The 19,394-nt window shown below is 64.9% G+C and carries 18 protein-coding genes; 9 read left to right on the top strand and 9 right to left on the bottom strand.

All coding sequences use genetic code 11. The features are described from left to right. Window positions 1-42: 42 nt before the first annotated feature. Genes ruvC through VDP79_RS02765 form a run of 5 tightly spaced genes read right to left on the bottom strand, consistent with a single transcriptional unit; the run spans window position 43 to window position 4,683 of the window. Window positions 43-591, bottom strand: coding sequence for a crossover junction endodeoxyribonuclease RuvC (gene ruvC, locus VDP79_RS02785; RefSeq protein WP_323016708.1), 549 nt, complete (start codon window positions 589-591; stop codon window positions 43-45). Next, the gene (gene purH / locus VDP79_RS02780; RefSeq protein WP_323016707.1) at window positions 591-2,183 is read right to left on the bottom strand and encodes a bifunctional phosphoribosylaminoimidazolecarboxamide formyltransferase/IMP cyclohydrolase; all 1,593 of its coding nucleotides are present in this window, start codon (window positions 2,181-2,183) and stop codon (window positions 591-593) included. Before purH ends, ruvC begins: the two co-directional genes overlap by 1 nt. 29 nt (window positions 2,184-2,212) lie before the next feature. Further along, window positions 2,213-2,452: a helix-turn-helix domain-containing protein gene (locus VDP79_RS02775; protein ID WP_323016706.1), complete on the bottom strand. Its 240-nt coding sequence runs from the start codon at window positions 2,450-2,452 to the stop codon at window positions 2,213-2,215. A gap of 37 nt (window positions 2,453-2,489) precedes the next feature. Beyond that, entirely contained in the window at window positions 2,490-3,503 is a 1,014-nt protein-coding gene (gene dusB / locus VDP79_RS02770; protein WP_323016705.1) for a tRNA dihydrouridine synthase DusB, read from the bottom strand. Between the two features lie 28 nt (window positions 3,504-3,531). Continuing rightward, entirely contained in the window at window positions 3,532-4,683 is a 1,152-nt protein-coding gene (locus VDP79_RS02765; protein ID WP_323016704.1) for an FAD-dependent monooxygenase, read from the bottom strand. An 86-nt stretch (window positions 4,684-4,769) separates the two neighbouring features. Between VDP79_RS02765 and VDP79_RS02760 the strand changes: the two genes are divergently transcribed. Further along, entirely contained in the window at window positions 4,770-5,627 is an 858-nt protein-coding gene (locus VDP79_RS02760; RefSeq protein WP_323016703.1) for a cytochrome c oxidase assembly protein, read from the top strand. 7 nt (window positions 5,628-5,634) lie between these two features. Further along, window positions 5,635-7,107, top strand: a complete 1,473-nt coding sequence (locus tag VDP79_RS02755) for a M48 family metalloprotease (RefSeq protein ID WP_323016702.1) — start codon at window positions 5,635-5,637, stop codon at window positions 7,105-7,107. A 39-nt stretch (window positions 7,108-7,146) separates the two neighbouring features. Here VDP79_RS02755 and VDP79_RS02750 read toward each other — a convergent pair whose 3' ends face one another. The 3 genes from VDP79_RS02750 to VDP79_RS02740 are packed head-to-tail and all read right to left on the bottom strand — an operon-like array spanning window position 7,147 to window position 9,396. Then, window positions 7,147-8,265 (bottom strand): YheT family hydrolase, encoded by a 1,119-nt coding sequence (locus VDP79_RS02750; protein ID WP_323016701.1) that lies wholly within the window; start codon window positions 8,263-8,265, stop codon window positions 7,147-7,149. After that, window positions 8,234-8,464: a zinc-finger domain-containing protein gene (locus VDP79_RS02745; RefSeq protein WP_323016700.1), complete on the bottom strand. Its 231-nt coding sequence runs from the start codon at window positions 8,462-8,464 to the stop codon at window positions 8,234-8,236. The genes VDP79_RS02750 and VDP79_RS02745 overlap by 32 nt, the downstream gene beginning before the upstream one ends. 11 nt (window positions 8,465-8,475) lie before the next feature. Continuing rightward, entirely contained in the window at window positions 8,476-9,396 is a 921-nt protein-coding gene (locus tag VDP79_RS02740; protein ID WP_323016699.1) for a branched-chain amino acid transaminase, read from the bottom strand. Between the two features lie 124 nt (window positions 9,397-9,520). Between VDP79_RS02740 and VDP79_RS02735 the strand changes: the two genes are divergently transcribed. Beyond that, window positions 9,521-10,921 carry a DEAD/DEAH box helicase gene (locus VDP79_RS02735; RefSeq protein ID WP_323016698.1) on the top strand — a complete coding sequence of 467 codons (1,401 nt, stop codon included), beginning with the start codon at window positions 9,521-9,523 and terminating at the stop codon, window positions 10,919-10,921. 5 nt (window positions 10,922-10,926) lie between these two features. Here the strand turns inward: VDP79_RS02735 and VDP79_RS02730 are convergent, their stop codons facing one another. Beyond that, window positions 10,927-11,328, bottom strand: a complete 402-nt coding sequence (locus VDP79_RS02730; RefSeq protein ID WP_323016697.1) for a thioredoxin family protein — start codon at window positions 11,326-11,328, stop codon at window positions 10,927-10,929. Between the two features lie 25 nt (window positions 11,329-11,353). Between VDP79_RS02730 and VDP79_RS02725 the strand changes: the two genes are divergently transcribed. The 6 genes from VDP79_RS02725 (at window position 11,354) to VDP79_RS02700 (ending at window position 19,355) form a co-directional block, all read left to right on the top strand. Then, window positions 11,354-12,148: an EI24 domain-containing protein gene (locus VDP79_RS02725; protein ID WP_323016696.1), complete on the top strand. Its 795-nt coding sequence runs from the start codon at window positions 11,354-11,356 to the stop codon at window positions 12,146-12,148. A gap of 57 nt (window positions 12,149-12,205) precedes the next feature. Then, complete coding sequence (locus VDP79_RS02720; RefSeq protein WP_323016695.1) at window positions 12,206-13,051, top strand: competence/damage-inducible protein A; 846 nt, start codon at window positions 12,206-12,208, stop codon at window positions 13,049-13,051. 120 nt (window positions 13,052-13,171) lie between these two features. After that, entirely contained in the window at window positions 13,172-14,005 is an 834-nt protein-coding gene (locus tag VDP79_RS02715) for an IclR family transcriptional regulator (RefSeq protein WP_323016694.1), read from the top strand. A gap of 176 nt (window positions 14,006-14,181) precedes the next feature. Next, window positions 14,182-14,751 (top strand): phasin family protein, encoded by a 570-nt coding sequence (locus VDP79_RS02710; protein WP_323016693.1) that lies wholly within the window; start codon window positions 14,182-14,184, stop codon window positions 14,749-14,751. A 183-nt stretch (window positions 14,752-14,934) separates the two neighbouring features. After that, entirely contained in the window at window positions 14,935-16,179 is a 1,245-nt protein-coding gene (locus VDP79_RS02705; RefSeq protein WP_323016692.1) for an efflux RND transporter periplasmic adaptor subunit, read from the top strand. 11 nt (window positions 16,180-16,190) lie between these two features. Further along, entirely contained in the window at window positions 16,191-19,355 is a 3,165-nt protein-coding gene (locus tag VDP79_RS02700) for an efflux RND transporter permease subunit (RefSeq protein ID WP_323017001.1), read from the top strand. The last annotated feature ends 39 nt before the right edge of the window (window positions 19,356-19,394 follow it).

Genomic DNA, 19,394 nt, shown 5'->3' with positions numbered 1-19,394 from the left:
ACATGGCGGTTCGGAGAAGGGGCGGCGGGCCGCCCGGCGTGTTCAGGATACCAGACGGCCGGTGCGCAGGCGCCGCGTGCGCGGCGATAAAGTCTCGGGCGCCAGGGCCTGCAGACGGCCCGCCAAGGGAGCGCAATGCGCATGGCAGATGGCGCAGGCCAGCGCGTCGGCGGCGTCCGGTGCGGGTTCGCCGTCCAGCGCCAACAGGCGGCGCACCATGGCCTGGATCTGTTCCTTGCTGGCGCGACCCGTGCCGACCACGGCTTTCTTGATCTGCAGGGCGGTATATTCCTGCACGGTCAGGCCGCTGTCGGCCAGCGCGCACAAGGCCGCTCCGCGCGCCTGGCCCAGCAGCAGGGTCGACGCCGGATTGGCGTTCAGAAAGACTTTTTCCAGGGCGGCCTGATCCGGCCGGGTGTCCCGGGCGACCTCCCGCAGGTTGTCCAGAATGACCTTCAGCCGGTCGGACAGCGGTAGAGCGGGCGGCACGACGATGGTGCCGCTGGCGACATAGCGCAGCCGGGCGCCGTGGACCTCGATGACGCCGAAGCCCGTGCGCCGCAGGCCCGGATCGACCCCCAGAATGCGCATCAGTGGCGGAAGTGGCGGGTGCCGGTGAACACCATGGCGATGCCGCGCTCGTCGGCGGCCGCGATGACCTCGTCGTCGCGGATGCTGCCGCCGGGCTGGATCACGCAGGTCGCGCCGGCTTCAGCCACGACGTCCAGGCCATCGCGGAACGGGAAGAAGGCGTCCGATGCGACGGCCGAACCCTGCAGTGACAAACCGGCTTTTTCCGCTTTGATCGAGGCGATGCGGGCCGAGTCGATGCGGCTCATCTGGCCGGCGCCCACGCCCAGGGTCATGCCCTGGCCGCAGAAGACGATGGCGTTGGACTTCACATATTGGGCGACATTCCAGGCGAACAGCAGGTCCTGCATCTGAGTGGCGGTCGGCGCCAGACGGGTGACGACCTTGACGTCGGATTCGCCGGCCGGGTGACCGTCCGGATCCTGGGCCAGCCAGCCGCCGCCCACGCGCTTGACGTCAAAGGCGTTGCGCGCGGCCCCTGCTGGGACTTCCAGCACGCGCACGTTTTTTTTGCTTGCCAGGACAGCCAGCGCCGCGCCGGTATAGGACGGTGCGATCAGGACTTCCAGGAATTGCGCGCTGACCGCATGGGCGGCGGCCTCGTCTACCGGCGTATTGAACGCGATGATGCCGCCGAAGGCGGAAGTGGGATCGGTCTTGAAGGCTTGCTGGTAGGCGGCCAGGGCGTTCTCGCCCAGCGCCACGCCGCAGGGATTGGCGTGCTTGACGATGACGCAGGCGCCGGCGGCAAAGCTGCGCACGCATTCCCAGGCGGCGTCGGCGTCGGCGATGTTGTTGTAGGACAGTTCCTTGCCCTGGATCTGGCGATAGCCGGCCAGCAGGCCTTGGCCGATAGGTTTGTCGTGATAGAAGGCCGCGCCTTGGTGCGGATTTTCGCCGTAGCGCAGGGCTTGCTGACGTTCCATCTGCACGGTCAGGACGCGGGGCCAGGTCTCGCGGGCCGGCACCTGGGCCGGGGCCGGCTCGCGGTCGGCCAGGCTGCTGAGGTACGCCGCGATGGCGCCGTCGTAGGCGGCCGTGTGGGCATAGACCTTGGCGGCCAGTTCCAGGCGCAGACCATAGGATGGCTGGTGCGCCGGGCCGTCCATGTCGGCCAGCACGCGCGGATAGTCGGCGGGGTCGATGACCACGGTGACGCCGCCCTGGTCCGAGCCGTGGTTTTTCGCGGCGGACCGCAGCATGGCCGGCCCGCCGATGTCGATGTTCTCGATGGCGTCGGCCAGGATGCAGTCGGGCTTGTCGATCGTTTGCTGGAAGGGGTACAGATTGACCACCAGCAGATCGATGGTCGGGATGTTTTGTTCTTTCAGGGTCTGCATGTGTTGCGGATCGTCGCGTCGGGCCAGCAGGCCGCCGTGGATGCGCGGGTGCAGGGTCTTGACCCGGCCGTCCAGGATCTCGGGGGATCCTGTGTGGGTGGCGACTTCGGTGACCGTCAGGCCGGCCTCGCGCAGCAGGCGGGCCGTGCCGCCGGTGGACAGCAGGGCGACGCCGCGTTGGGCCAAGGCCTGGGCGAATTCGACGACGCCCGATTTATCGGACACGGAGATCAATGCAGTCTGTATGGTCATGGCAACAGGGGGGGAGAAAGAAAAAAGAATCAGGCGGTCAGCTGGTGGGTCTGGAGTTTCTTGCGCAGGGTGCCGCGAGTGATGCCCAGCATGTCGGCGGCGCGGGTCTGGTTGCCTTCGGTGCGTTCCAGCGCGACCTGCAGCACGGCGCGTTCGACGCACAGATTGACCATGGACAGCATGTCATTGGGCGCAGAATCCCCGAGGTCTTCGAAATAGCGATCCAGCTGATCGCGTACGGCTTGTTCCAGGGGCGTCGTGGTAGGCATGAGGCAAAAGGTCAGGAAAAGGTCTTGAATGAAAAGGTCAGTGCAATACGGCCAGAGCCGGAACGGCGGGTGCATCGGCGGCTTGCTCGTCCAGCCAGCGCTGCAGCGCCAGGGACTGTTGCGCCGTGCTGTCGAGCGTCATGATGGCGGGCAGCAGTGCGTCGGCCCCCGGCAGGCCTGTCAGATACCAGCCGATGTGTTTACGGGCCGTGCGCACCCCGGTGGTCTCGCCGTAAAAGGTGTAGTGGTCTTCGAGGTGGCTGAGCAGGTGTTCGCGCAGTTCGCCGTACGTGGGTGGCGGCAGATGGGCGCCATGGGCCAGGTAGTGGGCGATTTCGCGAAATATCCAGGGGCGACCTTGGGCGGCACGCCCGACCATGATCGCATCGGCACCAGTGTAGTCCAGAACCGCGCGGGCTTTTTCCGGGCTGTCGATGTCGCCGTTGGCGATCAAAGGGATGCGGATCGCTTGCCGCACCGCGCGGATGGTGTCGTATTCGGCCTGGCCGGTGTACAGGTCGCAGCGGGTGCGGCCATGCAGGGTCAGCGCGGCGATGCCGCAGTCTTCCGCCAGACGGGCGATGCGCACGGCATTGCGGCTGTCGCGGTCCCATCCGGTACGGGTTTTCAGGGTGACAGGGATGCCGTGCGGGGCGCAGGCCGCCACCACGCGTTGCAGAATGCGGGCCACCAGCGCTTCGTCGCGCAACAGGGCCGAACCCGACGCCACGTTGCAGACCTTTTTCACTGGACAGCCCATGTTGATGTCGATGATGCAGGCGCCCTTGCGGATATTGAACAGGGCGGCCTCGGCCAGCATGTCGGGGTCGGCGCCGGCGATCTGGACGGCGATGGGATCGGGTTCGCCTTCGTGATTCAGGCGGCGGGCCGTCTTGACGCTATCCCACAGGCGCGGATTGCTGGCCGCCATTTCCGAGACGGCATAGGCCGCCCCCAACGCTTTGCACAAGCGTCGATAAGGGCGGTCCGTGACCCCCGCCATGGGGGCCGCGCAGACCGGGTGGGGCAGGGTCCAGGTTCCGATACGCATGGGCGATATTGTAGGGGCAGGGGCGGGACTACAAGCGCTGGCCTTGCAGCAGGTGGCGGGCCAGCGGGATACGCAGGGCGGGCAGCAGGTCCAGGGCGGCCAGGCCCAGGCCGCCGGCATGGCGCAGCAGCGGGTTGTCGGTCGCAAACAGGCGCGGCAGCATGTCCGTGATGCCCAGCGTCAGCCCGCGATCCAGCCGCCGCTGGCGGGCGTAGTGTTCCAGCAGGGGCTGCAGCGCTTGTTCGGGCGCTGCCAGCCAGGGTTGCAGGGTGTGCGCCAGCTGGGCGGCATCGCGCAATCCCAGGTTCAGCCCCTGGCCGGCCACCGGATGCAGTGTCTGGGCGGCGTTGCCCACGGCGATGATGCCCTGTCCTTGCAGGCTGGGGCCGGCATGCAGGGACAGGGGGAAGGTGTGTGCGTCTCCCAGGCGCTGCAATGCGCCCAGTCGTTGGCCGAAGGCGCTTTGCAGCGCCTGGTCGAAAGCGGTGTGCGGCAAGGCGGCCAGTGCGTGCGCCTGCTGTGGCCGGACGCACCAGACCAGGCTGTACAGATCCTGACCGGCCGGATGGGGCAGCAGGGCCAGCGGGCCGGTACGGGTGAAGCGCTCGAACGCCCGTCCCGGCGCCGTCTGGCTGGCCCGGATGGTGGCCAGGACAGCGGTCTGGTCGTATTCGCGGTGCAGTCCCTGAGGCCGGGCGCCATCGGACATCAGCACCAGGCGGCTGGTGACGGCGCCGTCTCCCAGGTGCAGCGTGACAGGCTGGCCAGGGGCCGGGCGGGCAGGGCGTTCAGTGATGCGCTGCACGCCGCTGCGCTGCACTGCGGCATGCAGTGATTCCAGCAGTTCATCGTAGGAGACGACGCAGCCCAGCCGGGGGACGCCCAGTTCCGACTGGTCGATCAGGGTGCGGCCCAGATGGCCGGCCTGGGAAACATGTACGGTCAGGATGTCGGCCGCGCGGGCGGGCCAGGCCCCCAGGTGCTGCAGAAATTGGCGGCTGCCGTGGTTCAGGGCCAGGGCGCGTGGGTCGATGGCTTGGTCCGGGGCGCGGGGCGCCGGGTCGGGGCCCATCAGGGCGATGCGATCCGGGCGCGGGGCGCTGCGGGCCAGGCTCAGGGCCAGCACACAGCCCACCGGGCCGGAACCGAGAATCACGACGTCGTAGTTGGGGTCAGACATGGATGGGCCGGAGGGTCGGGGAAAACACCCATTTTAGAATGCTTTAAACTAGATGGATTGCGTTTTCCGAGCCATCTGCCCGTCTCATGGATCTGCTTGCCTGGCTGCAGCCCTGGGAATTTTCCCCCACCCTGGTATTGGTCTTTCTGGCCTCGGCATGGCTGTTCCTGCGCGGATTGCGTGTCCACCGGGTCGGACGGGTGCGCCAGACACTGTTCTGGATCGGTCTGGCGTTGCTGTATCTTTCCCTGCATACCCGGGTGGATTACTACGCCGAGCGCATGTTCTTCATCCACCGCCTGCAGCATCTGGTCCTGCATCATCTGGGGCCTTTGTTGATCATGGGCGCCTATCCCGGCCAGGTCATGCGGGCCGGCCTGCCCCTGCGCTGGCGGACGCGGCTGGCGGCGGCCCGGCTACGCAGTCCGGTGCGCCAGCTGGAAGCCCTGGCCACTCATCGCATCCTGATTCCCTTTCTGTTCGTCCTGCTGGTGCTGATCTGGCTGGAACCCACTGTGCAGTTCTATTCCATGCTGGACTGGCGCATCTACCGTTTCATGAACTGGTCGGTGGTGATCAGCGGTCTGCTCTACTGGAATCTGATTCTGGATCGGCGGCCGCATCCGCCGGCTGCCCTGACGGCGGGCGGGCGGATTTTCTCTCCGGTATTCACCATGGTGCCGCAGATGGTGGCCGGGGCGGTCATCGCCTTCACGGGCTACGATCTTTATCCGATCTTTGACCTGTGCGGCCGGGCTTTGCCCGGATTCAGCGCCCTGGACGATCAGGTCATCGGCGGCCTGATCATGTGGGTGCCGGCGGGCCTGATCGAAACATTCGGGCTGCTGTATGCCTTGGGTACGCTGATGCGCCTGTCGTCGCGCGGGCGCCTGCCGCCGCCCAAGCGCCGGGTGCCGAGGCCATCGGCCCGCGCGGCCTCTTAGGGATCTCATGAACCGCCGTTTGCTCCGGATCGGAAGAATCGGTTGCCTGGCAGGTGCGCTGGCCTGCGCTTTGCCCGTCTGGGGGCAGCCGATGGGGCTGCCGTCCATGGGGGCGGTGTCATCGGCGGAATTGTCCCCGCTGGTCGAGCGCACATTGGGTCAGGCCATCATGGAACAAGGCCGCCATGATCCGACGTATATCGCAGACCTGGATGTCAATCAGTACCTGACGGATCTGGGGCGCAAGCTCGCATCGCATGCGCCCCAGCCGCTGGCCCAGACCATCACCGTCTTCGCCGTGCGCGATCCTGCCATCAACGCATTCGCCTTGCCGGGGGGGTACATCGGCATCAATAGCGGTCTGGTGGTCGGCGCCCAGAGCGAGTCGGAACTGGCCGGCGTGCTGGCGCACGAAATCGGTCACGTCATGCAGCGCCACATCGCCCGGGGGATTGCCCAGCAGTCCCAAGGGACCGGCTTGATGGTCGCCAGTTTGATCGGCGCCCTGTTGGCCGCCTTGGCGGGCCAGGGGGATCTGGCTATGGGAGTGGCGACCTTCGGCCAGGCGGCCACGATTGACCGCCAATTGGGTTTTTCCCGCAGCGCCGAACAGGAAGCTGATCGCGCCGGGTTCCAGATGATGCGGCAGGCCGGTTTCGACCCTCGCGGCATGTTGGATATGTTCCGGCGGCTGATGAATGCTTCGCGCCTGAACGAAGGGGCGGGCGGCGGGTATGCGTCGACGCATCCTTTGTCTATCCAGCGGCTGTCCGACATTGAAAACCGGATTTCCGAACTCTCGCCTGTGGCTGCGCCGGCCGACCCGGAATTCTGGTTCGTCCGGGCGCGATTGGCGCTGATCCAGGGGCGCGGCAACGAAGACCGCTTGCGCCAGACCTTCAAGAGCGAGGCGGGCAAACAGCAGGGCAGCCGCAAAGCGGCGGCTTTGTACGGTCTGGCCTGGCTGGACTGGAAGGCCGGCCAGATCGCCGCGGCCCGGCAGCAGCTGGATGCGGTTCGGGCCCTGCAGTCGGCCCCGCAGGCGGACATGCTGGATATTCGTCTGGCGCGCACGCAAAGCCTGGCCGTGGCAGTGGATGCCGCCGCCACTGCCTCGAAGCGCTGGCCGCATAGCCAGGGGGTGGCCGACGAGCGGGCGCGCGCCTTGCAGGCTGACGGTCAGGACAAGGCGGCGGTGGATTTCCTGCGGGCGGTCATCCGGCAGTGGCCGGATACGCCGGAATTCCAGCAGCTGCTGGCCGGCAGTCTGGAGCGGCTGGGCGCCAAGGTCGAGGCGCACGAGGCGATGGCCTCCTATTTCGAGCAGACGGGCGCCTTGCCGACCGCCATGGAACATCTGCAGCAGGCGCGTCGCCTGTCTCAGGATTTCTACGAACAGTCGCGCCTGGACATGCGTATCCGCGCCTTGCGTGATCGCCTGGAAAATCAGCGGGCGTTGCTGGAACCCTACAAAAAATAACAGGCCGGCGGGGCTGGGCGATGCGCCGTCATTGCAGCGCTACTGGCCGGTCTCGAAGAATTGCCGCAGTCGATTGGGCAGCCAGCCCAGGTGGCCCGGAAAGATGCCGGTGACGAAACTGGCGTGGCCCCCCTGGCCGGGCTGGTGCAGCAGCACGTCGGCGGAGGCGTCCCGGCTGCCCGGCAGGGATGCCTCGGGCACAAAGGGGTCGTTGCGGGCGTTCAGGATCAGCGTGGGGATGCGGATGTCCGGCAGCAAGGGCAGGCTGGCTGCCCGTGTCCAGTAGTCCAGCGCGTTCTGGTAGCCATGCATGGGGGCGGTGTACAGATCGTCGAATTCGCGCAAGCTGCGCATGCGCTGGGTGCGCAGCACGTCGACGGATCCGGGGAATTCGTGCGCCTTGCCGTAGATTTTGCGGCGGATGCTGTGCAGGAAATAGCGTGAATACAGCTGCCGTCCCCAGACGGTATCCGACAGCCGGCGCCCGCAGGCGGCCAGATTCATGGGAACGGAAACGGCTGCCGCTGCCCGCAGGCCCTGTATGCCGTGGCCGGTTTCACCCAGGTGCTTGAGCAGTGCATTGCCTCCCAGCGAGATGCCTGCTGCATGCCAGGAGGCCTGCGGCAGGCGGGACCGGACGTGGTCCAGCATGAAGGCGATTTCGGTCGAGTCGCCGCTGTAATAGGCCCGCGCCATGCGGTTGGGCACGCCGGAACAGCTGCGAAAATGTGCTGCTACCACGACCCAGCCCAGGCGGCGGAACGTGTGCGCGATAGCTTGCATGTAGGGGCTCAGGCTGCTGCCTTCCAGCCCGTGGAACAGGATCAGAGCGCGGGCGTCTGCCGGCAGCTGCGGCCAGTCGGCGGGGTCGATCCAGCGGCTGGCCGCCGTGCCGACCAGACCGGATTCGTGCGGCGTGGCTTGACCGTCTGGCCGGGTGTGCGGGTCCAGGCCCGGGCCGCACCAGTCCAGATCCACGAAATCGCCGTCAGGCGTGTCGACCCGTTCGCGAATGAAGTGGATGCTGGGGTGTTGCGCGCAGAATGCGCCGTACAGCGTTTGACCGTGCCCGCCCGGCAGCCAGGCCGGCACGGGGCAGCGGCTGGTGTCGAGGCGGGCTGACGGATCAGAGACGGATGCCGGCCTGTTCGTGGCCATGCGGGTGATCGCCGTCGCGCAGAATGTATTCGGTGCCGCAATACTGGCATTTGGCGACGCCGTTTTTGACGACCTCGATGTAGGTGCGGGGATGCATGGACCAGAGCGGGGATTTCGGGCCGGGGCAGTAGACGGGCAAGTCTGCGGCGCCGACGATGACGGGATCCGGTTTCTGGGGGGTGGCGGGTGTGCTGCTCATGGTGTTTCCTGTCAGACCTTCGAGAGCCAGTGATGGTATTTCGGGGTTTTGCCCGATACCGCGTCAAAGAAGGCTTTTTGCAGTTGGGCGGTAATGGGGCCGCGTTCGCCGGCGCCGATCTGGCGGCCGTCGATTTCACGGATGGGGGTGACTTCGGCGGCCGTGCCGGTGAAGAAGGCCTCGTCGGCGATGTACAGGTCGTCGCGCGTCAGGCGGCGGGAGGCGACCTGCAGCCCCTGATCGGCGGCGATCTGGTGGATCGAGGCGCGGGTGATGCCGGTCAGGGCGCAGGCGATATCCGGTTCGTAGATCACGCCGTCGCGCACGATGAACAGATTTTCACCCGAGCCTTCGGCCACGAAGCCGTCGGTGTCGAGCAGGATGGCTTCGTCGTAGCCGTGTTCCAGGGCTTCGGTGTTGGCCAGGATCGAATTGGCGTAGGTGCTGGCGATCTTGGCCCGCGGCATGGTGACGTTCACATGCTGGCGGGCGTACGACGAAATTTTGACGCGGATGCCCTGTTTCAGGGCTTCTTCGCCAAGATAGGCGCCCCAGGACCAGGCCGCGATGGCGACGTGCACCTGCGCGCCTTTGGGCGACACCCCCATTTTTTCCGACCCGTAGAACACAATGGGGCGGATGTAGCAGGATTCCAGTTCATTGCGGCGCACGACTTCGATCTGGGCTTCGGAGATCGCTTCGCGTGTGTAGGGAATCTTGATCTGGTAGATATGCGCCGAATTGAACAGGCGCCGGGTGTGGTCTTCCAGGCGGAAGATCGCGGTGCCATGGTCGGTCTTGTAGGCGCGCACGCCTTCGAAGACGGACAGGCCGTAGTGCAGTGAATGCGTCAGGACATGGGTGGTGGCGTCGCGCCAGGGCACGAGCTTGCCGTCATACCAGATCACCCCATCGCGGTCAGCCATGGACATCGCCGTCTCCCAGAATAATAGGGCTTTATTGTACCAATTGCCCGCCCCGAGGCGATGCACGTTAAAATACGCTGTTCATGAACACACAGGGCCAATTCTGGCGTCTGTGTTCTTTTAGCTGCGAATGACCGAATCCACCCCCACTGATCCCATTGCCGAACAACCCGTCGCGTTTGGCCAGTTTGGCCTGCACCCTGGCATTATGCAGGCCATCGAGGCCACGGGCTACACGTCCGCCACGCCGATTCAGGCCAAGGCCATCCCGATTGCCCTGACGGGGCGCGATGTCATGGGGGCCGCCCAGACAGGCACCGGCAAGACCGCGGCATTTTCCCTGCCCATCCTGCATCGCCTGATGCCGTTTGCCAGCACCAGCGCGTCGCCCGCCCGTCATCCGGTGCGGGCGCTGATCCTGACGCCCACCCGCGAACTGGCCGACCAGATTCACGAAAACGTGCAGCGCTACAGCCAGTTCGTGCCCTTGCGGGCGGCGGTGGTCTTTGGCGGCGTGGACATCCGCCCGCAAAAAGAACAACTGCGCCGGGGCTGCGAAATCCTGATCGCCACCCCTGGCCGTTTGCTGGATCACGTGGAACAGCGCAATGTGAATCTCAGTCAGGTCGGCATCCTGGTACTGGACGAGGCCGACCGCATGCTGGACATGGGCTTCCTGCCCGATCTGGATCGCATCATGCGCCTGCTGCCCCCAGGGCGTCAGGGGCTGTTGTTCTCCGCCACCTTCAGTCCTGAAATCCGTAAGCTGGGCCGCAGTTTCCTGCGCACTCCCGTGGAAATCGAAGTCGCCCGGCCCAATGCCACGGCCGATACCGTCACGCAGATCGCCTACCCCCTGGAAGGCGACGCCAAGCGCCGCGCCGTGGTGCATCTGGTGAAATCCCGCCAGCTCAGTCAGGTCATCGTGTTTTCCAACACGAAAATCGGCTGCAGCCGTCTGGCGCGGCAACTGGAACAGGACGGCATCCGGGCGGAATCCATCCATGGCAACAAGTCCCAGATCGAACGCATGAAGGCGCTGGACGCCTTCAAGGCCGGCACTCTGGAAGTCCTGGTCGCCACGGACGTCGCCGCCCGGGGGCTGGACGTTGCGGGGATACCCTGCGTCATCAACTACGACCTGCCGCGCAATCCCGAAGACTACGTGCACCGCATCGGCCGCACCGGCCGCGCGGGCGCAGAAGGCGAGGCCATTGCCTTGTTTGCGCCGGACGAAGAACGCTATCTGCTGGATATCGAAAAACTCATCAAGGTCAAGATTCCACGTGGCGAACTGGAATTGCCGCGTCTGTCGTCGTCCCGCCGCCGTCCGGTCGGGGCGGGCCATCGCAGCGCGGGATCAGGGTCGGGATGGCACGCGTCCGAAGCGCCTCAGGACGACTTTTTCAGTAAGCCCTATGTGCCTGCTGCCGCCAGTGATCAGGCCGCCGTGCTCGATCCACGGCCCGCCGTGTCGCCGGCGCGCCGTTCGGTGGGTGTCTTGCTGGGCGGCGCCCACAAATCTTCCTGACGGTCTCAGTTCGCCAGCTGGTCTACGCGCCCCGGACCGTCGTGCTGCACCGGCAGGCTGTCGGCGCCGTCCAGCAGACGCTGCAAGTGCTCGATATAGGGCAGCTGGACACCCCAGAATCGCGTGCCGGCGCGATCCTGCACCAGAACGGACGGAAAATTCTCGACGTCTTCCGCGCCCAGCCAGTTCGGGCTGTCTTCGATGTCCACCCAGATGAAGGTCCAGTCGGGCCGTTGCTCAGCCAGGGCTTCCAGGGCGGGCTGATAGGCGTCGCAGGTGCGGCACCAGGCGGCGCAATAGCAGACGACGCGGCGTCCGGCGTCCTGGGTCAGATGGTCGCGCAGGGCGGCCAGGTCGGTGTGGGGGTTGAATACTTTCATCAGGGCAATATAGTATGAAAACATCATCCTTTTTTCATCCCATATGGATCGTATGACGCATCAGGATCTTGCCCTGCGCGGGTCGCATTCCTCTCACGGCCTGTCTCTGGTCGGACAGGCGTTTCGCCGCGCCTTGTTCAGCCAGATGCATCCGCGCATGCTGGCGGCGCTGTTTCTGCCCTTTGTGATCGCCGTGCTGGGGGCCATCGTCTTGCTGTGGTTCTTCTGGACGCCTTTGACCGGCTGGCTGGACCAGGAGGCCTCGTCCTGGGGCATGTTCAATACCGTGGATGGCTGGCTGGTAGCGGTGGGCTTGTTTTCCCTGAAACTGTGGCTGGTGCCGCTGATGGCGGCCGGCTTGCTGCTGCCGATGGCGGGGATACTGGGCTTGGGTATTGCCGCCATATTTGTCATGCCCCTGGTGCTGCAGCATCTGGAAAAACGCGATTATCCCGGCCTCGGCCGCCAGGGCCAGCACGCGACGGCGCTGGGCGTCTGGAATGCCGTCTGGGTGGGTTTCCTGTTTTGCCTGGGGTGGCTGCTGACCATGCCCTTGTGGCTGATCCCGCCGATGGCGCTGATTCTGCCGATCTTCTGGTGGGCGTTCGCCTTGAACCGCATGCTGCGGGTGGATGCGATGATCGAACATGCCAGCCCTGCCGAACGCCGCCTGTTGTGGCGCCGTCACAGCCGTCAGCTGTGGCTGATCGCTGCCGTGCTGGCGCTGTTCAATCTGATCCCTTTGTTCTGGTTGGTGATGCCGGTGTTTTCGGCGCTGGTCTACGCCCATTTCTGCCTGGATGCCATCGGGCGCTTGCGGGCCGAGACCGTGATCGATATGCCCTGATGTCCGGGCGCGCCGGCCGGCGCGCCGATTCCTTGAGTTCTACGCGAAAATACTTCGATGACCTCCCCCCAGAACGCCTCTCCAGAACCTTTGCCTGCCGTCGGATCGCAGACGCCGCGAGTGCGTCTGATCGCGATTGGCGATGAAATCCTGTCCGGTCGCCGTCAGGATAAGCATTTCTCCACCCTGATCGATCTGCTGCAGGCGCGCGGCATGCGCCTGCAGGCGGCGGAATTCATTTCCGACGACGAGGACGACATCACGACCTGCCTGCAGCGCAGTTTTGCGACCGGCGATATCGTGTTCTGCTGCGGCGGAATCGGCGCGACGCCCGATGATCGCACGCGTCAGGCCGCCGCCCGCGCCTTGGGCGTGGGGCTGGCCTTGCATCCGGAAGCCGCCCGTCTGATCGGCGAGCGATGCGCGGAGATGGCGGCCAAGGGGCAGGGCAGCGCCGATATGTCCACGCCCGAAAACCAGCAGCGCCTGCAGATGGGGGTGTTTCCTGTCGGGGCCGGCATCATCCCCAATAGCTACAATCGCATTCCGGGGTTTTATATCCGGGATCACAGCTTCATGCCAGGCTTCCCTGTCATGGCGCACCCCATGATGGCCTGGTCGCTGGATACCCGTTATGCCCAGTGGCATCACCGGGAATCGCGGGTGGAGCATTCCTTCCTCGTGTTCGGCTTGCCGGAATCGCGCATCACTCCCGCCCTGGAATTCCTGGAGCGGCGCTGGCCGGGCATCCGGGCGTTCAGTCTGCCCAATGTCGGGGATTCGGGCGGGCATCCGCATATCGAACTGGGCGTCAAGGGCGAACCGGATGCTGCCGCTCAGGCATTGGCCTGGCTGAGAGCCGAAGTCCAGTCCCTGGGCGGAAACCTGAATCCGCCAGCTTGATCCCTGTGATCGGCGCCGGTGCGACCCCATGGTTGATGCGGGCGGAAAGTCGGATAGGGCTTGCCAGATGGGATGATTTTTCATAGTATGGAATTTGTGGCGTTGCAACAAATCCCTTTTATGGCCCGTACCTCCAGTTCTGCTCCCTTCCTGTCTTCCACTCAGCCGCCGCTGCGGGATGCCGTCGCGACCGAGCAAAGCACGGTCACGATCCAGGTGCTGGATCGCGCCATGCGTATTCTGGACGTGCTGGCCGGGCAGCGTGATCCCATGGCGCTGAAAGACCTGTCTGCCAAGACCGGCTTGCATGCCTCGACGACGCACCGCATTTTGGCTGATCTGGCGGTCGGGCGTTACGTCGAGCGCGTGGACAGCGGCCTGTATCGCCTGGGCATGCGGCTGCTGGAATTGGGGTCTCTGGTCAAGGGGCGGCTGGACGTGCGTACCGCCTCGATCGGGCCGATGCGCGAACTGCATCGCCAGACAGGGCAGACCGTCAACCTGTCCCTGGCCCAGGGAGACGAAATCGTCTACATCGAACGCGCCTGGAGCGAACGCTCCGGCATGCAGGTCGTGAGGGCCATCGGGGGCCGGGCGCCCCTGCACCTGACGTCCACCGGCAAGCTCTTTCTGGCCACCTGGGATGCCCGCAGCATCCGCAGCTACGCCATGCGCACCGGTCTGGCCGGCAATACGCGCAACAGCATCACCCAGCTGGATCAGCTGGATCGTGAATTGGCCTTGGTCCGCCGGCACGGCTATTCCCGCGATAACGAAGAACTGGAATTGGGGGTGCGCTGCATTGCCGCCGGGGTGTATGACGACACCGGCACCTTGCTGGCAGGCTTGTCTCTGTCCGCCCCGGCCGAGCGCATGCGTGACGACTGGATTCCGCTGCTGCTGTCGGCCACCGCCAGTATTTCCGAGGCTTTGGGCTACGAAGCCCAGCACTGACAGGACCTGTATCCGACAGGGGAATTCTTTTTGTTGCGTCGCAACAAAAATATCTTGACTTCCCTGTTGGTTCCTTTAAACTTTCATTTGTGCGCTGCAACATTTCAGTTGCAGTCGAGAAGGTGCCGGGCATTGTGCCTCTGAGGAAGCCTTCTATCTACTGACAAGGAGTCATCATGAGCGCAAACCCCCAAGCCTTGCTAGCCTCGCAAAAGGCCGTCATCGAAAATTTCCTGGCTGTCCAGGGCACGTTTTTCAGCGGCTTCGAAAAGCTGGTCGATCTGAACCTGAAGGCCACCAAGGCCGCTCTGGACGACGCCGCCCAGAAATCCCAGGAAGTCGCTGAACTGAAAGACGCCCAGGAACTGCTGGCCTTCACCTCGGCGCTGGTGCGCCCCGAACAGGCCGTGGCCTATGGCAAGGACGTCTACGAAATCCTGGCTGACGTGCAAGGCGAACTGAGCAAGCTGGCCGAAGCTCAACTGAGCCAGAACCAGGAACGCGTGGCCGACGCCGTGGAACAATTCGCCCGCAACGCCCCCACCGGCTCCGAAGGCGCCGTGGCGCTGCTGAAGTCCTCGCTGGCCACCGCGACGAATGCCTACGAATCCGCTGCCAAGGCTGCCCGCCAGGCTGCCAGCGCCGCTGAATCCAACTTCGCCGCCGCGACCAACGCGACCCTGAAGGCTGCCTCCGACGTGACCAAGGCCTCCAAGCCGGCCCGCGCCCGCCGCTCGGCCAACTGATTGCAGCAGCGGTATCGGCCGGTTCCGTAGCCGGCCGGCTCCGTCTTGAAAGCCAGGCATTTGCCTGGCTTTTTTCATTTTCAAGATTCCTTCATCTTTTCGCGCAGGCTTGCTCGTATACTCGCACAGGGCGTCTGTCGGCGCCTGTTCTATTTCGTCACAATCTGTCGGGGATCTCCAAGCATGTCCGCTGTGCGCCGTTCCTTGTTGCTGATTGGCTTGCCGATCCTGATCGTATTGGGGGCTGCCGTCTGGTGGCTGAGCCGTCCCGCAGCGGCGCCAGCGCCAGCGCCATCGGCGTCCGGCGGGCCGGCCTTGGTGCGCACAGCGTTGGTGCGGACTCAGGACATGCCGATCCGTCTGCCCGGCCTGGGCGCGGTGCAGGCCTGGGAAACCGTCACGGTGCGGTCCCGCATCGACGGGCAACTGGAATCCGTGGGGTTTCAGGAAGGCGATACGGTGCGACAGGGACAGCTGATCGCGCAACTGGACGACCGGATGCAAAAGGCCCAGCTGGCGCAGGCCACGGCGCAGCTCGATCGCGACCGGGCGCAGCTGGACAATGCCCGCCAGGACTTGAAGCGTTATACCGAATTGGTCCGCCACGCGGCCATTGACCGTCAGACACTGGATACGCAGCGCGCCCAGGTCGCGGCGTTGCAGGCCACGGTGCAGGCCGACGAGGCCCAGATCCAGGCGGCACGCGTGCAGTTGGCATATACCCGCATCGAGGCGCCCTTTGCCGGCCGCACGGGCGCGCGGCTGGTCGATCCGGGCAATCTGGTGCGGGCGGCGGATGCGCAAGGCTTGGTGGTCATCAATCAGATCGATCCGATTGCTGTCAGCTTTACGGTGCCGGATATCGCCTATGCGCAGATCCGGGCGGCGCTGGATGCGGCAAGTCCGGACCCAGCGGCGCGCCAGGCTGGCGCCGCCGACCCATTGCAGGCCATCCGCGTCCAGGTGCTGTCCCAGGGGCAGACCCAGGAATTGGGCGAGGGCAGCCTGGTGCTGGTGGATAACCAGATCGATGCTGCCAGCGGCACCTTGCGGCTGAAGGCCCGCTTGGATAATCCCGCCCGGCGCTTATGGCCGGGCCAGACGGTCGATGTGCGCCTGATTCTGGGGACGCGGCCCGATGCGCTGGTGGCGCCTGATCCCGCCGTGCAACGCGGCGCGCAGGGCTTGTTTGTCTACGTGGTGGATCAGGGCGACACGGTTCGGGTGCAGCCGGTGCAGGTGCTGGTGTCCCAGGATGGCCTTAGTGTGATCACCCAGGGTCTGAAGGCCGGAGACCGGGTGGTGGTGGATGGACAGTACCGCTTGCGGCCTGGAATGCGGGTAGCCGAGATCCAGGACAGCAAGGCCGGCGCCTTGCCAGCAGCCAAGCCCGGTGCGGCCAAGGCCGCTGCTGGCGCTGCTTCCTGAGCGCTCCCATGGTGAATATCTCCACGCCTTTCATCCAGCGGCCCATCGGGACGTCGCTGCTGGCGCTGGCCCTGTTCCTGGTGGGGCTGGCCGTGTTTTCTTTGCTGCCGGTGGCGCCGTTGCCGCAGGTGGATTTTCCGACCATCCAGGTGACGGCCAAGCTGCCTGGGGGCAGCCCGGAAACCATGGCGACCAGTGTGGCCCAACCCCTGGAACGGCAGTTTTCCACCATTCCGGGCCTGACACAGATGAGCTCGGACAATACGCTGGGCGCCTCGCGTATCACACTGCAGTTCGATCTGGACCGCAACATCGATGGCGCCGCCCTGGATGTGCAGACCGCCATTGCGGCGGCGGCTCGCCAGTTGCCCTCGAACATGCCCAATCCGCCGACCTTTCGCAAGGTCAATCCGGCGGATTTTTCCATTCTGCTGCTGTCGGTGCAGTCCGATGTGCTGCCGATCACGGTGGTGAACGACTATGCCGACAATATCCTGGCGCAGCAGTTGTCGCGGGTGGAAGGGGTGGGGCAGGTCAATATCTTCGGCCAGCAAAAACCGGCGATCCGCGTGCAGGTCGATCCGCGCAAGATCGCCTCGTTGGGGCTGGATCTGGAATCGATCCGGGGGGTGATCGCCACCACGACGGTCAGTCAGCCGACCGGCACGGTCGATGGCGCGCGGCAGAGCTATACCATCTACACCAATGACCAGTTGGTGGACGTGGCTCAGTGGAACGACGCGATCGTCGCCTGGCGCCAGGGTGCGCCCGTGCGGGTGCGCGATATCGGTCAGGCTGTTCATGGTCCGGAAGACACCAAGCAGGCGGCCTGGGCCTTTGCCGGACGCGGCGCCGGACCGGGCGACGTGTCGATGGATGGCCGCTCGCTGGTGGTGGGGGTGACCAAACAGCCAGGGGCCAACGTCATCGATACGGTGGCGCGCATCCGCGCCGAATTACCCAAGCTGATGGCGGCCATGCCGGCCAGCGTGCATGTCAGCACCCTGATCGATCGCACGCAGAATATCCAGGCGTCGGTGCACGAGGTCGAATTCACGCTGATTCTGTCCATCGTGCTGGTGGTGCTGGTGATTTTCATGTTCCTGCGCAATCTGGCCGGCACCCTGATCGCCAGCGTGACCGTGCCGCTGGTGTTGATGGGCACCTTCGCCCTGATGTATCTGGCGGGCTACAGCCTGGACAATCTGTCGCTCATGGCCTTGACGATTTCGGTCGGTTTCATCGTCGATGATGCCGTCGTGATGCTGGAAAACATCTGGCGCCACGTCGAAGAAGGCATGCGCCCGATGGATGCCGCGATTCGCGGGGCGCGGGAAATCGGTTTTACCATCGTCTCGATTTCCGTCTCGCTGATCGCCGTGTTCATCCCCTTGCTGCTGATGGGCGGCATTGTGGGGCGGCTGTTCCGGGAATTTGCCGTGACGGTGGTCATGACCATCGGAATTTCGGTGCTGGTGACGCTGACGCTCACGCCCATGCTCTGTTCGCGATTTTTGCGCGATCTGCAGCATGCACGGCATGGGCGCGTCTATCACGCGTTCGAACGGGGTTTCGATGCTCTGTTGGGCGCTTACCGCCGCAGCCTGGATGTGGTGCTGGACCATCCTTTCCTGACGCTGTGCGCGTTTCTGGCCACCCTGGCCGCGTCGGTGGCGCTGCTGGTAGCAGTGCCTAAAGGATTTTTCCCGCAGCAGGACACCGGGGCCATTTTCGGCTTGGCGGAATCCTCTCAGGATAGTTCTTTCGAGGCCATGAACGGCCACATGATGGCCTTGGCCGATGTGCTGCGCCAGGACCCGGACATCACCGCCTTCGGCATGACCAGCAATGCGCCGACCTTCAATACCGGCCGCTTTTTCATCAGCCTGAAGCCGCGCAGCGCCGGGCGCACCGATTCCGCCGATGCGGTCATCCGGCGCCTGAACCCGCAACTGGCGAAAGTACCTGGCGTGCGCCTGTTCATGCAGGCGGGTCAGGATATCAATGTGGGCGGGCGGATGTCGCGCACCCAATATCAGTACGCGCTGACCAGCGCCGACCTGACTGAGCTCAATGACTGGGCGCCCCGTCTGCTGGATCGTTTTCGCACGCTGGCGCCCCTGACCGATCTGGCGACCGATCAGCAAAACAGCGCCAATACCGTCGTGGTGACCATCGACCGGGCGCGGGCCGCTATGTTCGGCATTACGCCGGCCCTGATCGACCACACGATTTACGATGCCTTGGGTCAGCGTCAGGTGGCTCAGTTTTTCACCCAGATCAACAGCTACAACGTCGTGCTGGAAATCACGCCAGAATGGCAGCGTGATCCGGACGTGTTTTCGCATCTGTACATCACATCGCCGCTGACGGGGCAGCAAGTGCCTTTGTCCAGCCTGGTGCAGGTGGATACGTCGAAAACCGGTTATCTGTCCATCAGCCACCAGGGACAATTCCCGGCGGTGACGATTTCCTTCAATCTGGCGCACGGCTATTCTCTGGGGCAGGCGGTCGACGCCATCGCCCAGGCTCAGGCCGAGATGGCCGTGCCGATCTCGGTGCAGGGTTCGTTTCAGGGAACAGCACAGGCCTTTCAGGAATCGCTGGCGACACAGCCCTATCTGATCGCCGCCGCCTTGGTTGCGGTGTATATCGTGCTGGGCCTGCTGTATGAAAGCTACATCCATCCGCTGACTATTCTGTCCACGCTGCCGGCAGCGGGGGTGGGCGCCCTGTTGATCCTGATGGTCAGCGGCATGGATTTCAGCGTGATCGCCCTGATCGGCATCCTGCTGCTGATCGGCATCGTCAAGAAAAACGGAATTCTGCTGATCGATTTCGCCATCGTCGCCGAACGCGAACAGGGCTTGTCATCGCGTGAGGCCATCTATCAGGCCTGTCTGCTGCGGTTCCGCCCCATTCTGATGACGACGCTGTGCGCCTTGTTCGCCGGCTTGCCGTTGATGCTGGGGACAGGGGCAGGGTCGGAATTGCGTCAGCCTTTGGGGTACACCATGGTGGGCGGCTTGATCCTGTCGCAGGTGCTGACCCTGTATACAACGCCGGTCGTCTACCTGTATCTGGATCGCGTGCATCATCATTATGTGCGCGGCCGGGCGCTGAAACAGGCGCGGCGCCTGCGGGCGCGGCGCACGGCAGCGCGGTCAGCCGGCTAGCCCGCATGGCTGGCAGGCCATGCCTGCCAGCCGGGGGCC

This window comes from Castellaniella sp., from assembly GCF_034675905.1.
Lineage (GTDB): Bacteria > Pseudomonadota > Gammaproteobacteria > Burkholderiales > Burkholderiaceae_B > Castellaniella.
The sequence above is the reverse complement of the archived record's forward strand: the minus strand, read 5'-3'. Positions and strand labels throughout refer to the sequence as shown.

Bases quoted from the DNA above. Each gene is read 5' to 3' on its own strand.
- ruvC (WP_323016708.1), bottom strand. From the start codon at position 591: ATGCGCATTCTGGGGGTCGATCCGGGCCTGCGGCGCACGGGCTTCGGC.
- purH (WP_323016707.1), bottom strand. From the start codon at position 2,183: ATGACCATACAGACTGCATTGATCTCCGTGTCCGATAAATCGGGCGTC.
- VDP79_RS02775 (WP_323016706.1), bottom strand. From the start codon at position 2,452: ATGCCTACCACGACGCCCCTGGAACAAGCCGTACGCGATCAGCTGGAT.
- dusB (WP_323016705.1), bottom strand. From the start codon at position 3,503: ATGCGTATCGGAACCTGGACCCTGCCCCACCCGGTCTGCGCGGCCCCC.
- VDP79_RS02765 (WP_323016704.1), bottom strand. From the start codon at position 4,683: ATGTCTGACCCCAACTACGACGTCGTGATTCTCGGTTCCGGCCCGGTG.
- VDP79_RS02760 (WP_323016703.1), top strand. From the start codon at position 4,770: ATGGATCTGCTTGCCTGGCTGCAGCCCTGGGAATTTTCCCCCACCCTG.
- VDP79_RS02755 (WP_323016702.1), top strand. From the start codon at position 5,635: ATGAACCGCCGTTTGCTCCGGATCGGAAGAATCGGTTGCCTGGCAGGT.
- VDP79_RS02750 (WP_323016701.1), bottom strand. From the start codon at position 8,265: ATGGCCACGAACAGGCCGGCATCCGTCTCTGATCCGTCAGCCCGCCTC.
- VDP79_RS02745 (WP_323016700.1), bottom strand. From the start codon at position 8,464: ATGAGCAGCACACCCGCCACCCCCCAGAAACCGGATCCCGTCATCGTC.
- VDP79_RS02740 (WP_323016699.1), bottom strand. From the start codon at position 9,396: ATGTCCATGGCTGACCGCGATGGGGTGATCTGGTATGACGGCAAGCTC.
- VDP79_RS02735 (WP_323016698.1), top strand. From the start codon at position 9,521: ATGACCGAATCCACCCCCACTGATCCCATTGCCGAACAACCCGTCGCG.
- VDP79_RS02730 (WP_323016697.1), bottom strand. From the start codon at position 11,328: ATGATGTTTTCATACTATATTGCCCTGATGAAAGTATTCAACCCCCAC.
- VDP79_RS02725 (WP_323016696.1), top strand. From the start codon at position 11,354: ATGACGCATCAGGATCTTGCCCTGCGCGGGTCGCATTCCTCTCACGGC.
- VDP79_RS02720 (WP_323016695.1), top strand. From the start codon at position 12,206: ATGACCTCCCCCCAGAACGCCTCTCCAGAACCTTTGCCTGCCGTCGGA.
- VDP79_RS02715 (WP_323016694.1), top strand. From the start codon at position 13,172: ATGGCCCGTACCTCCAGTTCTGCTCCCTTCCTGTCTTCCACTCAGCCG.
- VDP79_RS02710 (WP_323016693.1), top strand. From the start codon at position 14,182: ATGAGCGCAAACCCCCAAGCCTTGCTAGCCTCGCAAAAGGCCGTCATC.
- VDP79_RS02705 (WP_323016692.1), top strand. From the start codon at position 14,935: ATGTCCGCTGTGCGCCGTTCCTTGTTGCTGATTGGCTTGCCGATCCTG.